Annotated in this window: 13 protein-coding genes and 1 pseudogene; 8 read left to right on the top strand and 6 right to left on the bottom strand. The window is 29.3% G+C overall.

Annotated features, from left to right (window positions below; all coding sequences use genetic code 11):
• Position 1 precedes the first annotated feature (1 nt).
• The 7 genes and pseudogenes from ppa (at position 2) to CAMP5118_RS05980 (ending at position 7,954) form a co-directional block, all read left to right on the top strand.
• Complete coding sequence (ppa, locus tag CAMP5118_RS06005) at positions 2–520, top strand: inorganic diphosphatase (RefSeq protein ID WP_120759358.1); 519 nt, start codon at positions 2–4, stop codon at positions 518–520.
• A 36-nt stretch (positions 521–556) separates the two neighbouring features.
• Positions 557–1,591 (top strand): hypothetical protein, encoded by a 1,035-nt coding sequence (locus CAMP5118_RS06000; protein ID WP_337216856.1) that lies wholly within the window; start codon positions 557–559, stop codon positions 1,589–1,591.
• A 78-nt stretch (positions 1,592–1,669) separates the two neighbouring features.
• On the top strand, positions 1,670–4,282 hold the full coding sequence (locus tag CAMP5118_RS05995; protein ID WP_337216855.1) for a valine--tRNA ligase: 2,613 nt from the start codon (positions 1,670–1,672) through the stop codon (positions 4,280–4,282).
• Between the two features lie 3 nt (positions 4,283–4,285).
• Complete coding sequence (locus CAMP5118_RS05990) at positions 4,286–5,242, top strand: methionine ABC transporter ATP-binding protein (RefSeq protein ID WP_337216854.1); 957 nt, start codon at positions 4,286–4,288, stop codon at positions 5,240–5,242.
• Positions 5,239–5,901 (top strand): annotated as a pseudogene (locus CAMP5118_RS08095) (methionine ABC transporter permease); the annotation flags it as partial. The gene CAMP5118_RS05990 and the pseudogene CAMP5118_RS08095, both read left to right, overlap by 4 nt.
• 9 nt (positions 5,902–5,910) lie before the next feature.
• Complete coding sequence (locus CAMP5118_RS08090) at positions 5,911–6,861, top strand: glycosyltransferase (RefSeq protein WP_442863234.1); 951 nt, start codon at positions 5,911–5,913, stop codon at positions 6,859–6,861.
• Positions 6,862–7,183: 322 nt separating this feature from the next.
• On the top strand, positions 7,184–7,954 hold the full coding sequence (locus CAMP5118_RS05980; RefSeq protein ID WP_337216853.1) for a MetQ/NlpA family ABC transporter substrate-binding protein: 771 nt from the start codon (positions 7,184–7,186) through the stop codon (positions 7,952–7,954).
• Between the two features lie 28 nt (positions 7,955–7,982).
• Here CAMP5118_RS05980 and CAMP5118_RS05975 read toward each other — a convergent pair whose 3' ends face one another.
• Positions 7,983–9,167, bottom strand: a complete 1,185-nt coding sequence (locus CAMP5118_RS05975) for an acetate kinase (RefSeq protein WP_337216852.1) — start codon at positions 9,165–9,167, stop codon at positions 7,983–7,985.
• A gap of 8 nt (positions 9,168–9,175) precedes the next feature.
• Positions 9,176–10,645 (bottom strand): phosphate acetyltransferase, encoded by a 1,470-nt coding sequence (gene pta, locus CAMP5118_RS05970; protein ID WP_337216851.1) that lies wholly within the window; start codon positions 10,643–10,645, stop codon positions 9,176–9,178.
• A gap of 85 nt (positions 10,646–10,730) precedes the next feature.
• On the opposite strand from pta, the gene flgH reads away from it, so the two are divergent.
• Positions 10,731–11,432, top strand: coding sequence for a flagellar basal body L-ring protein FlgH (gene flgH / locus CAMP5118_RS05965; protein WP_263664106.1), 702 nt, complete (start codon positions 10,731–10,733; stop codon positions 11,430–11,432).
• Between the two features lie 11 nt (positions 11,433–11,443).
• On the opposite strand, the gene CAMP5118_RS05960 is transcribed toward flgH, so the two are convergent.
• The 4 genes from CAMP5118_RS05960 to CAMP5118_RS05945 are packed head-to-tail and all read right to left on the bottom strand — an operon-like array spanning position 11,444 to position 14,841.
• On the bottom strand, positions 11,444–12,844 hold the full coding sequence (locus CAMP5118_RS05960; protein ID WP_337216850.1) for a Mur ligase family protein: 1,401 nt from the start codon (positions 12,842–12,844) through the stop codon (positions 11,444–11,446).
• Positions 12,837–13,580 carry an alpha/beta fold hydrolase gene (locus CAMP5118_RS05955; protein WP_263707171.1) on the bottom strand — a complete coding sequence of 248 codons (744 nt, stop codon included), beginning with the start codon at positions 13,578–13,580 and terminating at the stop codon, positions 12,837–12,839. The genes CAMP5118_RS05960 and CAMP5118_RS05955 overlap by 8 nt, the downstream gene beginning before the upstream one ends.
• Positions 13,581–13,582: 2 nt before the next feature.
• On the bottom strand, positions 13,583–13,798 hold the full coding sequence (locus CAMP5118_RS05950) for a type II toxin-antitoxin system Phd/YefM family antitoxin (protein ID WP_039618043.1): 216 nt from the start codon (positions 13,796–13,798) through the stop codon (positions 13,583–13,585).
• A 2-nt stretch (positions 13,799–13,800) separates the two neighbouring features.
• Entirely contained in the window at positions 13,801–14,841 is a 1,041-nt protein-coding gene (locus tag CAMP5118_RS05945; RefSeq protein ID WP_263664102.1) for a D-alanine--D-alanine ligase, read from the bottom strand.
• Positions 14,842–14,846: the final 5 nt, after the last annotated feature.

The following is a 14,846-nucleotide window of genomic DNA, read 5'->3' as shown; positions in this document are numbered from 1 at the left end:
AATGGATATTAGCAAAATCAAAGTTGGAGAAGTGCCAAACAAACTTAATGCAGTTATTGAAATTCCTTATGGATCAAACATTAAATACGAGCTTGATAAAGAAAGTGGAGCCATCATGGTTGATCGTGTGATGTATTCAGCTATGTTTTATCCGGCAAACTATGGGTTTATACCAAATACTCTTGCAGATGATGGCGATCCTATTGATGTTTTGGTTTTAAATGAATACCCTATCCAGGCAGGAGCTGTGATTCCTTGTCGTTTAATAGGAGTATTATTGATGGAAGATGAAAGTGGTATGGATGAAAAATTACTTGCTGTTCCTGTAAGTAAAATTGATCCAAGATATGATAATATTAAAAGTTTAGATGATTTACCAAAAGCAAGCTTAGATAAAATCAAAAATTTCTTTGAAACATATAAAATGCTTGAACCAAACAAATGGGTAAAAGTAAAAGAATTTGCAGGTATTGAAAAAGCAAGTGAAATTTTAGAAAATTCTATTAAAAATTATAAATAATCAAAGTCCTTTTAAGGACTTCACAAAGGATAAAAAATGAAAAGTATTATTGCTTTTAGTATAGCTTTTGTGGTGCTAATAGGCGCTAGTATTGGTTTTTATATGTGGTATTTTGAAGATGATTCAAATACTTATGTATATGATTATAAAAAAAGTAGTTCTTATCAAAGCTACACTCCACCAAGTACTCAATACAATCAAGAAAGAAATAATATAAGTAATAATACTTACTACCAACCACAGCAAACAAACCAAGAGCCTTTAAAAGAAGAAACTCCGGTACAAAATAATCCCATCATAGATGAAAATACAAGCGCTCAAGAAGTCGCACCAACAACCCAAACAAATATGGCTGAAGTTTCTAAAAATGAAACTACTACACCTAAAGTAGTCCAAAAAGAAGAAAAAACTCCAGTTGAAAACAACAAACAAACAAGCGTAAAAAAAGAAAAAACAACAAAATATAAAAATACCATGCAAGAATACATTGCAAAAGGCAAAACTAGCAGATATGAGCCAAGTTTGAGTGATGATTTTGTTAAAGTTTATGTATTAGATGGAAAAAGCTTAAGCGATTATAGAATTGATATGTTAAAAGAAATGATTAATCCTATTAAAGTTAATTCCCAAGATTATAATTTAACTATTTTTATCGATATGCTATCAAATGATAATATGAAATTAAGCATATATAACAAAGATATTGTTTTTGCTAAAAATAAGAAAAAATATAATTATGTAGATGTTAAAATTTCTGATTTAAAATTTTTATTTGAAAGAAATGGATATAGCGAATATAGCAATGAAAATTTACTTGAAAAAATCAATCAAAATCTAGCAAGAGAAGATATAATTAAAAAAATCAAAATTCAAGGTTATGCAGACGATAGAGGTAGTACTTTTGCAAACTACATGATAGGATTAAATAGAGCAATGAATGTGGCTAAACATTTCTTTAGCTTTACTGAGGTTATAGAAATAGAATCTTTAGGAAAAGACACCTATCCTACTAAAGATAAATCTGATTCTCAAAGACAAAATAATCGTAAAGTAGAAATTAGTTTTTTATAACTAATTTCTAAATTTCAAAACTTCTTTAACAATTTTAAGCTAACATAACAATTTATTTTCATTCTCAAGGTAGCAATTATGTATGATAAATCACTAGAAAAAGAATATTATAAAATTTGTGAAGAACGCGGATATTTTGAAATCAATGGTAATGAAAAAATTCAAGAAAAAGGTAAAAACTTTTGTATTATGATGCCTCCACCTAATGTAACAGGCGTTTTACACATAGGCCATGCCCTAACTTGTACTTTACAAGATATCACAACGCGTTATAAAAGAATGGATGGTTATAAGACTCTTTATCAACCAGGGCTTGATCATGCAGGCATTGCAACACAAAATGTTGTGGAAAAACAACTTTTAGCTCAAGGTATTAAAAAAGAAGAACTCGGTAGAGAAGAATTTATAAAAAAAGTATGGGAATGGAAAGAACAAAGCGGTGGCACTATAGTTAAGCAAATGCGAATTTTAGGTATCACTCCTGCTTGGAGTCGCTTGCGCTTTACCATGGATGAGGGTTTGGTAAATGCAGTAAAAAAAGCCTTTGTAGATCTTTATGATAAAAAGCTTATTGTGCGTGGAAATTACATGGTAAATTGGTGCACTCATGATGGAGCATTAAGCGATATAGAAGTAGAACATAAAGAAAATAAAGGAAAATTATATTATTTAAAATATTTCTTAGAAAATTCTCAAGAATTCATCGTAGTAGCCACTACAAGACCAGAAACTTATTTTGGCGATAGTGCTGTGATGGTTAATCCAAGCGATGAAAGATTTAAACACTTAATAGGCAAAAATGTCATTTTACCTTTAATAGATAGAAAAATTCCTATTATTGCTGATGAGCATGTAGATATGGAATTTGGCACAGGCTTTGTGAAAGTAACCCCAGCACATGATCATAATGACTATGAAGTAGGCTTAAGACATAAACTTGAATTTATTACTATCTTTGATGAAAAAGGTATTTTAAATGAACATTGCTTGCATTTTAAAGGCTTAGAAAGATTAGAAGCAAGAGATGTTATTATAAAAGAATTACAAGAAAAAGGTTTTGTTGAAAAAATAGAAGATTATACTAATCAAGTAGGATATTGTTATCGTTGTAAAAATGTAGTAGAACCTTACATTTCTAAACAATGGTTTGTAAAAAATGAAATCGCAAAAGAAAGCATAGAAAAAGTTAATCTTGGTGGAAGCAAATTCTACCCTGCACATTGGATTAATAGCTTTAATGCTTGGATGAGAGATTTAAAAGATTGGTGTATTTCAAGACAACTTTGGTGGGGTCATCAAATTCCTGTGTATTATTGTGAATGCTCTCATGAATGGGCAAGCGAAGAAACTCCAAGTCAATGTCCAAAATGCCAAAGCACTAATTTCAAACAAGACCCTGATGTTTTAGACACTTGGTTTTCTTCTGGTCTTTGGGCTATGAGTACTTTAGGTTGGGGTAATAAAGACTGGGGCAAAAACACACTTTGGCGTGAAGATGACTTAAAAGATTTTTATCCAAATTCTTTATTAATCACCGGCTTTGATATTTTATTTTTCTGGGTTGCAAGAATGATGTTTCAAAGTACTAATGCCTTAGGTGAGCTTCCTTTTAAAGATATATATTTACATGCTTTGGTTAAAGATGAGCAAGGTAGAAAAATGAGTAAGTCTTTAGGCAATGTCATTGATCCTGTGCAAAGTGTGGATGAATACAGTGCTGATATCTTGCGTTTTACTCTTGCTCTTTTAGCTATCCAAGGTAGAGATATAAAATTAAGCAATGACAAACTCATACAAGTTAGAAATTTTACCAACAAGCTTTATAATGCAAGCAAATTTTTACTTTTAAATGAAGAAAAATTTGAAGATTTAGATAAAAGCAAAATTCAAACTAACTTGGCAAAATACATGCTGTCTCGTTTTGAAGTATGCGTAAAAGAAACAAGAGAAAATTTAGATAATTACCGCTTTAATGATGCAGCAAATACTTTGTATAGATTTTTCTGGGATGAATTTTGTGATTGGGGGATCGAGCTTAGTAAGGCTGAAAAATCAAGTATAAAAGAACTTGGAAGCATTTTTAAAGAAGCATTAAAGCTTTTAAATCCTTTTATGCCATTTATTAGTGAGTATTTATACCATGAGTTAAGTAAAACTTCTATCCAAACTCATGAGTCTATAATGATTTCAAGATATCCTAAATTTAATTCTAGCAATGAAAAAATAGAAAAATTATTTAATATCATTATAGAAAGCATAGTGAGTTTACGCCGTGCAAAAACCCTAGTAGAGCTTGCAAATGCAAAAATTCAAAAAGCTTGCATAAAATTAAATGATGAGAGTTTAATAGCTGAGTTGAAAAATTACACTAATTTCATCTCGACACTTGCAAAATGTGAAAACATCGAGTTTATTAGTACAAATTTAGAAAAATCCATTAGAGATGTAAGTGAGAATTTAGAAGTATTTATACCAACTCAAGATCTTGATTTAAGCGGTGTTTTAAATAGGCTTAATAGTCAAAAGACAAAACTTGAAAAAGAATTTAACAAGCTAGATGCTATGATGAAAAATGAAAAATTTATCTCTAATGCACCGGCTGCGGTTGTTGAGCAAAATAAAACTCAACTTGAAAGCATTAAAACTCAACTTGAAAAAATCAATGATGAAATTTCTAATTTAGAAGGCTAATAAGTGATAAAAATACAAAATCTTAAAAAATATTATGGCAAAGAATTAGTTATAAATGATGTTTCTTTAGAAGTTAAAGAAGGAGAAATTTATGCTCTTGTTGGACACAGCGGGGCAGGAAAATCAACTTTGCTAAGATGTATTAATGGTTTGGAAAATTATCAAAGTGGTAGCGTAGAGGTTTTTGGTAAAGAAATAGCTACCTTAAAAGAAAAAGAGTTAAGAGTATTTAGAAAAGATATAGGGATGATTTTTCAACATTTTGCACTTATGAGTAGAAAAAATGTATTTGAAAATGTAGCTATGCCTTTAGAAATTCATAATTTTAACAAAAGCACAATTCAAAAAAGAGTTAATGAACTTTTAGATCTTGTGGGACTTTTAGCTAAAAGCAAAGCTTATCCAAATGAGCTGAGTGGTGGGCAAAAACAAAGAGTAGCCATAGCTAGAGCCCTTGCTTTAAATCCTAAAATTTTACTAAGCGATGAAGCTACTTCTGCACTTGATCCAAATACTACAAATAATATTTTAGAACTTATTGCTAAAATCAATCAAGAATTTAACATCAGCGTAGTATTAGTAACTCATGAAATGGAAGCAGTAAAACAAATAGCACAAAAGGCCGTATTGCTAGAGCATGGACAAATCATAGGTCAAGGAAAAATCGAAGATTTATTCTTAAAGCCAAGTGAAAAAATGCGTGAATTCCTAGGGGAAAGTGATTTTTTACCACAAAATGGAGTCAATGTGCGCTTATATTTTTGTAAAGAAAAAGCAAACCAAAGCATAATCACTCACATGGCTAGAAGTTTAAATATTGATTTTAATATAGTTTGGGGTAAGATAGAAAAACTAAACAACAATGCTTTAGGAAATTTGGTAATCAATATAGAAGCTAAAGATCAAGAAAGAGTTTTAAATTATTTACAAGAAAATGGCATTATTTGGGAGCTTGTATAATGAACTTAGAAACAATTTTAAGAAATTTTGAAAATATACTTTATCCAGCATTATTGGAAACTCTTTATATGAGTTTTACAGCCACTTTTTTAGCCTTTTTAATTGCACTTATCCCTGCAATTGTACTTACTGTTACTGATAAAGGCGGCTTATGGGAAAATAAAAGTATTTACAGTGTGCTTGATTTTATTATCAATATTTTAAGATCTTTTCCATTTTTAGTGCTCATTGTAGTTTTAAGTCCTTTTACAAAATATCTTATTGGTATTAGTATAGGTACAACTGCTACGATAGTGCCACTTACCATAGGAATTGCACCTTATTTAGCTAAAATGATTGAAAGTGCTTTTAAAGAAATTGATCCTGCTATCATTGAAGCAGCAAGATCTTATGGAGCTAGCAAAGCACAAATCATCTTTAAAGTTATGTTTAGTGAGGCTTTGCCAAGTATTATTAATGGTATTACTTTAATTTTAATTATTGTTATTGGATTTTCCGCTATGGCAGGAACTGTTGGTGGTGGTGGCTTGGGTGATGTGGCTATTCGCTATGGATATGAACGTTTTAGAACTGATATTATGATTCAAACTGTTGTGATTTTAATTATACTAGTGCAAATTATACAATTTATAGGAAATATTCTTTATAAAATCACCAAAAGATAAACAATGAAACATAAACTTGGTATTTTGCTAGCAGCAACTAAAAATTCAAGCTTTACCATAGGAACCTTGCTCATTAATATCATGGATGTTATGGATGAAAAGGTAGATGTATTTTACATTTTACATGATGGCTTTAGCTTGAATGATCAAAATATCATGCAAAAAATTGTTAAAAACAAAACAATTAAATTTATTCCTTTTACTCAAGAAGATTTTTTAACTACTCTTGGTAAAAATCAAAATGATATTAATCATTTATTTTTCTTAAAAAGATGGACGCATATGGCTTTTGCAAGATTTGAAGCTTTTAAGTTTTTAGATGAATGCGAAAGTATTATTTATCTTGATTTTGATGTTTTACTTTTAAAAAGTATAGATGAACTTAGTAAATTAAGAGCTAGAAAATATCATTTTGGTGCAAGATTAGGTAAAACTTTGCTTCAAACAGCTCTGCCTTTAGAAAAAAATCATAACAATAAACGAGTATATCAAACAGGGATTTTAGTATTTAACGATCTTATATCAAATCCTTTACAGTGTTATCAATTTATCTATAACTATCTTTCACAAAATACTAAAAACTGGCAGGATCAAGGAATTTTTTCCTTAATGGTTTATGAAAATCACTTTAAAGTCAAAGATTTAAAAGACAAATACACAGGAAGTACTCATTATCTTACAAATCTTACACAAAATGCCTCTATAGTTCATGCTTGTGGAACTAATAGTCGTTTTTGGAATAGTAAATTTTGCAATCAAACATGGCCTAAATGGCAAGAATATTATGAAAAATGGCTAGAGCTTGGAGGAAGTAAATATACAGGATCTTTTTATAAAGATAATAAACAATCTATTCAACGTACAAGATATCATTTATCATACAAACTAGGTTATGCTTTTATAGAATGTACTAAAAATAAGAAAAAATTCCTTTTTTACCTTTTACTCTACTAAAGATTTACTATAAACACACAAAACTTGCCAAGCAATATCAAAAAGATTTAAAAACAAAACCTTATCTTAAACTTCCACCTTTATCAAGCTATGATGATTATAAAAGCGAAGGTATTAAAAATCAAAATACTTATTCTTATAAAATCGGACAAGCTCTCATTAAGGCTCAAAAAAATTGGCACAAAGGTGGTTATATAAAATTTATAAAAGAACTTAAACATTTTGCCAAAGAATATAAAAACAAGCGAAAATAAAACTTTTCTTATCTTATTAATATTTTTATAATATAATCAAGCATTTTAAACTATAAAAAGGAGTTAAAATGAAATTGTTAAAATTGCTCACTGCAAGCACAATTTTAGGTGCAAGTTTATTTGCTAATGAAGTTATCACTGTAGGTGCAACACCTGTTCCTCATGCTGAAATTTTAGAACAAACTAAAGATTTGCTAAAAAAAGAAGGTTACACATTGGAAATTAAAGAATTTAATGACTATGTTTTGCCAAATCTTAGTACAGATAGTAAAGAACTTGATGCAAATTTTTTCCAACATCAGCCTTATTTAGATGAGTTTAATGCTAATAAAGGTACAAAATTAATTAGCGTTGCAAAAATTCACATCGAACCAATGGCAGTTTATTCTAAAAAATATAAAAACATCCAAGATCTTCCACAAAATGCTACCATAGCTGTACCAAATGATCCGACAAATGAAAGTAGAGCTTTGGATATTATCGCTAGCACCAAGCTCGTTAGTTTTGAAAATGCTGCATTAAAAACTCCACTTGATATTAAAGATAATCCAAAAAATATCAAATTTAAAGAGTTAAAAGCAGCACAACTTCCAAGAGCTTTAGATGATGTTGATTTTGCAGTGATTAATTCAAACTATGCCTTATCAGCAAACTTAAATCCTGTGAAAGATTCTATTTTAATAGAAAGCAAAGAAAGTCCTTACGCAAATATCTTAGTAACCACTCAAGATAATAAAGACAATCCTAAAATCAAGGCTTTAGTAAAGGCTTTGCAAAGTCAAAAAGTAAAAGATTTTATCAATGAAAAATACCAAGGTGCAGTAGTCCCTGCATTTTAAAACAAACCTTGAGTTTTAAAACTCAAGGTTATTTATTTTTAATAAGCTCTGTGGTAATTTTAGCTATTTCTAATTCTTCTTCTGTTGGAACAATTAAAATTTTAATTCTAGAGTCTTTTTTACTAATCTCACCATTTCTAAGCTGTGCATTTTTATCTAAATCTATATCAAATCCTAAATGCGCTAGTCTTTGACAAACTTTTGCTCTAACAATATCATCATTTTCACCTATACCAGCTGTAAAAATCAATGCATCAACTCTAGGCAAAATCGCAAAATAAGAACCGATATATTTACTCAAACGATAACAAAACATATCAAGAGCAAGTCTTGCTTTTTCGTTATTTTGTTCAATTTGAGCTTCAATATCTCTAAAGTCATTAAACCCACAAATTCCATAAACCCCACTTTTTTTATTCATTATAGTGTCTAAATCAGACGGGTTTAAATTTAATTCTTTTGCCAAAAATGGCAATACAGCAGGATCAATATCTCCACATCTAGTTCCCATGATCAAACCTTCTAGTGGTGTAAAGCCCATAGAAGTATCTACACATTTTCCATTTTCTATAGCACAAACACTCGCACCATTTCCAAGATGAGCGCTAATTGCATTAAATTCATTAATATCTTTACCAAGTATATGTGCAGCTTGCTTGCTTACATAAGAATGCGATGTACCGTGAAAGCCGTATTTTCTTACTTGGTGTTTTTCATAAAACTCATAAGGCAAAGCATACATATAAGCATAATCAGGCATACTTTGATGAAAAGCTGTGTCAAAAACTGTCACATTAGGAACTTTTGGAGCAGCTTTTATCATAGTTTTAATACCTATTAAATGCGCAGGGTTATGTAAAGGTGCTATGTGAGCAACTCTATCAATTTCTTTTAAAATTTCATCATCTACTAAACAATGCTTGGTTAAATTTGGACCTCCATGAACTATTCTATGTCCACATCCATCAAGCTCATTTAAATCATGCAAAATTCCACTTTGAGCAAATAATTCATTTACTAATTCAATACCTTGTTCATGATCTTTAATCGCTAATTCTTTTTTGTATTTTTGACCACTTTTTAGATCTTTTAACTCTATTTTAGAGCTTTGCTCGCCTATTTTTTCCACCAAACCAGATGCTAAAGCCTCATCTTTTTCAAAAAGCTTAAATTTAATTGAAGATGAACCTGAATTTAAAACTAATATTTTCATTTTTCTCCTTATTCTTGTGCTTGAATAGCACTTAAAATCACAGTATTAACAATATCTTCTACCAAACATCCTCTACTTAAATCATTAATAGGCTTTTTAAGACCTTGTAAAATCGGACCAATCGCTAAAGAATTTGCCGTTCTTTGAACTGCTTTATAGCAAATATTTGCCGCATTTAAATCAGGAAACACATATACATTTACTCTTCCTGCTACTTTAGAATTTGGCATTTTACTTTTTGCTGTTAGCATATCATATGCTGCATCAAATTGTATAGGACCTTCTAGCTCAAGTTGAGGATATTTTTCTTTAGCTATTTTAGTAGCTTCTTTAATTGCATCCACGCTAGCCCCGCTTCCACTATCTCCACTAGAATACGAAAGCAAAGCCACTTTAGGTTCAAGCCCAAAAGCTTTAGCGCTATTTGCGCTCACATAAGCAATTTCAGCAAGTTGCTCAGGAGTTGGATTTGGCATAACAGCACAATCAGCAAAAACCAAAACCTTATCTTCTAAAGACATAAAAAACATACCAGAAACTAAACTCACATCAGGTTTTGTTTTGATAATTTGCAAGGCAGGACGAATAGTTTCAGCAGTAGTTGTACTCGCACCACTTACCATAGCATGCGCTTTTTGAGTATGTACAAGCAAGGTCGCAAAATATGTTTTATCTTGCACTAATTTTTTAGCTTCTTCTTTACCCATACCTTTACTTTTTCTAGCTTCATACAAAAGCTCTTCAAATTCTTCATTATATTGAGAATTTTTAGGATTTATAATACGTACACCATCGATGTTAATATTTAAACTATTAGCTTTAGCACAAATTTCATTGCTATCGCCTAGCAAAATCAAATCAACAATCTCATTTTGCATTAAAAACTCACTAGCTTTTAATACTCTTTCATCAAAACTTTCAGGTAAAACCACTATTTTTTTATCTGCTTTTGCTTTTTCAAAAAGCTCATAAGAAAATCTTGCCTGAGTTTTATAGGTATATTCTTGTAATAAATCTTGAGTAAAATCTTCATTTTCTTTTAATAAAACAAAGTCGCTAAGCTTTTGGCTTAGTAAGAAATTTAACATAGTATGATTTTCATCTTGACTTTTTGCATATAATGGAGTGTTTAACTCTTTAGCTAAGGCTATATTTAAACTCAAATCACCCATCAAACCAAAATCATCTACTCCAACCACTATAACAAAATCATTTTCTTTTTTTAATTTTTCATAATCTTGAATTATTTTTTTAAAAAAATCATTTGAATTTTGAGTAAATTTGCTTTGATAATTATTTTTTTCAAAACTGCTAAAAAAATCTAGCTTGAAGTTGGTTTTTGAGCATATTAAAGCAATTTTTTCTTTATTTTTTTCACAAAAAACAGGAAAATAAAAAGCTATTTTACCTTGAACTTTTCCTAAAGACTGTGTTAAAAATTTCTCATCAACACAATTTAATAAAAACATGGATTTCATTTTTTCCTCTTTTTTAACAAAATAATTGTTTTTTTGTAATATAATAATTTTAAAATTCATCACAATAATATAAGGTTATAAAGCTATGAAATTTAAAAATGTTAATTTTTACTTGTTACCTTTTGTAATGTTTGGTTGTAGCGCCACAGTCGATCCACATATTAACATGAAACCTCCAACTTATGTAGAAGAATTAGCTCCAAAGCAAAATCATAACACCCAAAGCAATCCTGGATCGCTATTTGGCAAAGGAGATAATCCTTTATTTTCTGATAAAAAAGCAATGAATGTAAATGATTTAGTTACCGTAGTCATTAGAGAAAATGCTACACAAAACTCACAAGGCTCTAAAGCTACAAGTAAAAACAATAATGTTAATTTAGGCGGAGGACAAGTAACCACTGGTGCTGGACTTAGCAAAGCTAGAGATTTTATCAATGATTATACAAACATAGGTTATACTACAGCAAGTACTTCACAATATCAAGGCACAGGAAGCCAAACTAGAAGTGAAAATTTCCAAACCACCATTTCTGCTAGAGTGATTAAAGTTTTATCTAATGGAAATTATTTTATAGAAGGAAGTCGTGAGCTTTTAATTAACGGTGAAAAACAAATCATTCAGCTAAGTGGGGTTATAAGACCTTATGATATTTCTCAAGATAATATGATAGATAGTAAATATATAGCTGATGCAAAAATTCTTTATAAAACAGAAGGTGATATAGATAAATCTACACGCAAGCCTTGGGGGACAAAATTCATGGAAACCATTTGGCCTTTTTAAGCTAAATGGTTTTACATAAAACTTGGTGCATCATTAGAAAATAAAATCAAATCTCCATTTTGGGTTAATTTTGATAAAGCTTGCACAAGTTGAGATTTTTCTTTTAATACATAAAAATCTAATGTAATATGTTTTTGCAAAATTGCGCTATTAGCCTCTGAAGTAATAATTACAAAATCAAAACATTCATTGATTATCTTGCATAATTTTATATTTTCTTCTTCATTAACTTCAACTATACCAGGAGTTACCAAAACTTTTCTTCCTTGATAGCTTTTACAAAGCTCATAGCTTTGACTCATACCTTTAAAATTTCCATTAAAACCATCATCTATGATAAATTTAGGCTCTTTAGAAATCACTTGCAAACGATGTTCTACTGCTTTTAAATTTAATACACTTTTTATAATATTTTCTATTTTTATTCCTAAATAATGAGCAAGTAAAATACACACACTAATATTATAAGCATTAAAAGCGCCTAGTAAATTTGCATGAAAATCATAAATATTATTATCTAATCTTATTTTAAAATCTAAACCTTCTAAACTTGCCCTAACATCACTTAAACAATCATCATAAAATTCATTTTTATATAAGGTGCTTGAGTGTAAAAAGTATTTTTCTAAACGCTTGGATTTTAAAGCTTGCAACTTAGCACTGCGGATATTATCTTGAGTTTTAAAATACTCTAAATGCGCCAAACCAATCTCACCTACTATACAAATTTGAGGATTTAAAAACTCTGTAATTTCTAAAATATCATTTTGCTCTCTTGCGCCAGCTTCTACGATATAAATTTCAGTATTATTTTCTAAATTTTCATTGATATCTTTTACTATACCCATGAAAGTATTAACACTTCTTGGAGTTTTATAGCACTTAAACTCATCTTTTAAAAGTTCGTATAAAAAATTTTTTATACTTGTTTTTCCAAAACTTGCAGTAATTAGAATAATTTTTAAATTTGAATTATCACAAATCTTTTTATTTGCCTTTTTTATAAATGTATTTTGGTTTATTTTTTCTACTAAAAAGCTTAATAAAAATGCAGCTACTAAAGCTTCTAAACCTATCCAAAAAAATGGCATAAATACTAAAGTAAAAAGCGACAAAAATAAAAAATAACGCTTAATTCTAGCAGTAAAAACTAGCTTTTTATCTAAATTTTTATATAAGTATCCACCATATAACAAAGATAAAGCAAAAACTATAAAATATAAATAAAAATTTCCACTATACAAAGAAAACACAAAAGCAAAATAAGGAATTATTAAAAAATATAAATGCCACAAAGGCTTAGCAAAATGTAAAATTATGCGTGAGAATTTATAAGAGTACCATTGCAAAGCTAAAATCAGGTAAAATCCAAGTAAAAAATTCAAACTTAAAAAAGCTATCATACTAATCATTTTTTAAAAATTCCTCATGTATTTTTTCACTTATAAAATCAGCATGTTTTAAAAAGAAAAAATGATCCCCATCTAATGCAAAAAAATTTCCTTTTTGTGCCAAAGAGTGGATAATCGCTCCACTTTTTAAAGGCGTAGCTTTATCTTCATTACCCCAAAAAATCAAAATAGGGTTTTTAAGCTTTTGAAATTCATTTTCTAAATTTTCATTAACAACTTTCTTAAAGGTTTCATACATCACTTCACTCATACCTTGAGCGTCTTTGCTAATAAAAAATTTCCTCCAAAAATCCCCATAAGGAAGATTTTTTAAAATTTTAAACAAGGCTATTTTAAACCTCACTTTAAAGCTTTTTGGCAAAACCACACCTGCACTAGAAAGTAAAATCAAACCCTGAAAATTAGCATTATGACACATAATAGTCGCAACTTTTCCACCAAAAGAATGCCCCATTAAATAATCTGCCTTTTGCTCAATTGTAATTAAAAAGTCTTCTACAACCTTAGCATAAGCATAAGAATCCATAGGTGCATCTATGCTTGAATTTCCAAAACCAGGCAAATCTAAATAAATTTGTTTAAAATCATTCAAAGGCTTTTCAAAAGCTTGTTTCATAAGCTCTTTATTAGCACCCCAACCGTGTAAAATAAGAATTGTTTTTTCACATTTTGGATTGATGATTTCATAACTTAAATTATAAAAATATCCATTAGAATATACTCTAGTTTTTGCCATTTCTAGCCTTTTTTATCTTTATAAATCTTTTCTAAAAGCATTACAGCTTCATTTAAACGCTCATATTCTTCAAAACTTAAAAGCACGGCTTCAAATTTATTATTTTTTACTATCACCACTCTACTGTTTTCGCTCTTTTTTGTTTTTTCAAGCATAGTACTGAAATTTCTTACTACTTCAGTTGCAGTATAAATTTCATCTTTGCTAAAAGTAGCCATGATTATAACTTACCTTTTTGTCCATTAATGCTGTGAATAAAAGCATAATCGATCTTAATTTGCTTTTCTAGCTCTATATTTTTTGCTAAATTATCAACTATGTTAGTAAAATCTTCAAATAAATAATTTGCCAATGATCCTGGATTTGGATTGATCTCATTTAAATAAACCTCATCACCTATCACAAAAAAATCACAGCGAATCAAAGCTCCTTTAAATAAAGGATTATAAATTCTCGTAAAATTATCTCTTAGTTTTTGCTTTAATTCTTCACTAATACTTGCTTCACTAACTTTAGAACTTTCTGAAAAACCTAAATATTTTTGTTCAAAATCTAAAATTTCATTTTTTCTAGGCTCTTCAATGATAGAAAATTCCATTTTTTCACCTATCATACAACCTGCTAAGTTATATTCTTTAATATTGCTTACAAATTTTTCAACCACAACATCCTCATCAAATTCAAAAGCAACATCTTTAGCATATTTAAGCTCGCTTTCATCTTTAACTATACTTATACCTATGCTACTACCTAATCTTGCAGGCTTTAAAATACAAGGAAAGTCTAAAGAAACATTTTGCTCTTTATGCAAATTTAAAACTTTATAATCAAGTGTTTTTACCCCTACACTTTGTGCATAAAGTTTAGTTAAAACCTTATTAAAAGATAAAACACTAGCTTCTATGCGCGGTCCTATGTATTTTATACCATAAAAATCAAGCAAAGCAGCTATTTTGCCATCTTCGCCATCTTTTCCATGTACGATATTTACCGCTACATCAATGTCAAGTTTTTTCTCGCCTAACATAGTTTTTATAAAAAACCCACCCTGCTTTAGCACCAAGACTTTTTCTTTTTTATAAGCACCACTACTAAAAGTTTTTGCATTCATTTTTTCTTCATCTATAAGAAAAAATTCTTTATTTTTATCACAAAATATAAATTTTTTTTGCGCTTTGAGTACTTTTTTTAATACCACAGCACTCACAATGCTAATTTCATGCTCATAAGAATTTGCACCAAAAATTACACCATATATCATTATAT

This window comes from Campylobacter sp. LMG 7929, assembly GCF_024723595.1.
Classification (GTDB): domain Bacteria; phylum Campylobacterota; class Campylobacteria; order Campylobacterales; family Campylobacteraceae; genus Campylobacter_D.
The sequence above is the reverse complement of the archived record's forward strand: the minus strand, read 5'-3'. Positions and strand labels throughout refer to the sequence as shown.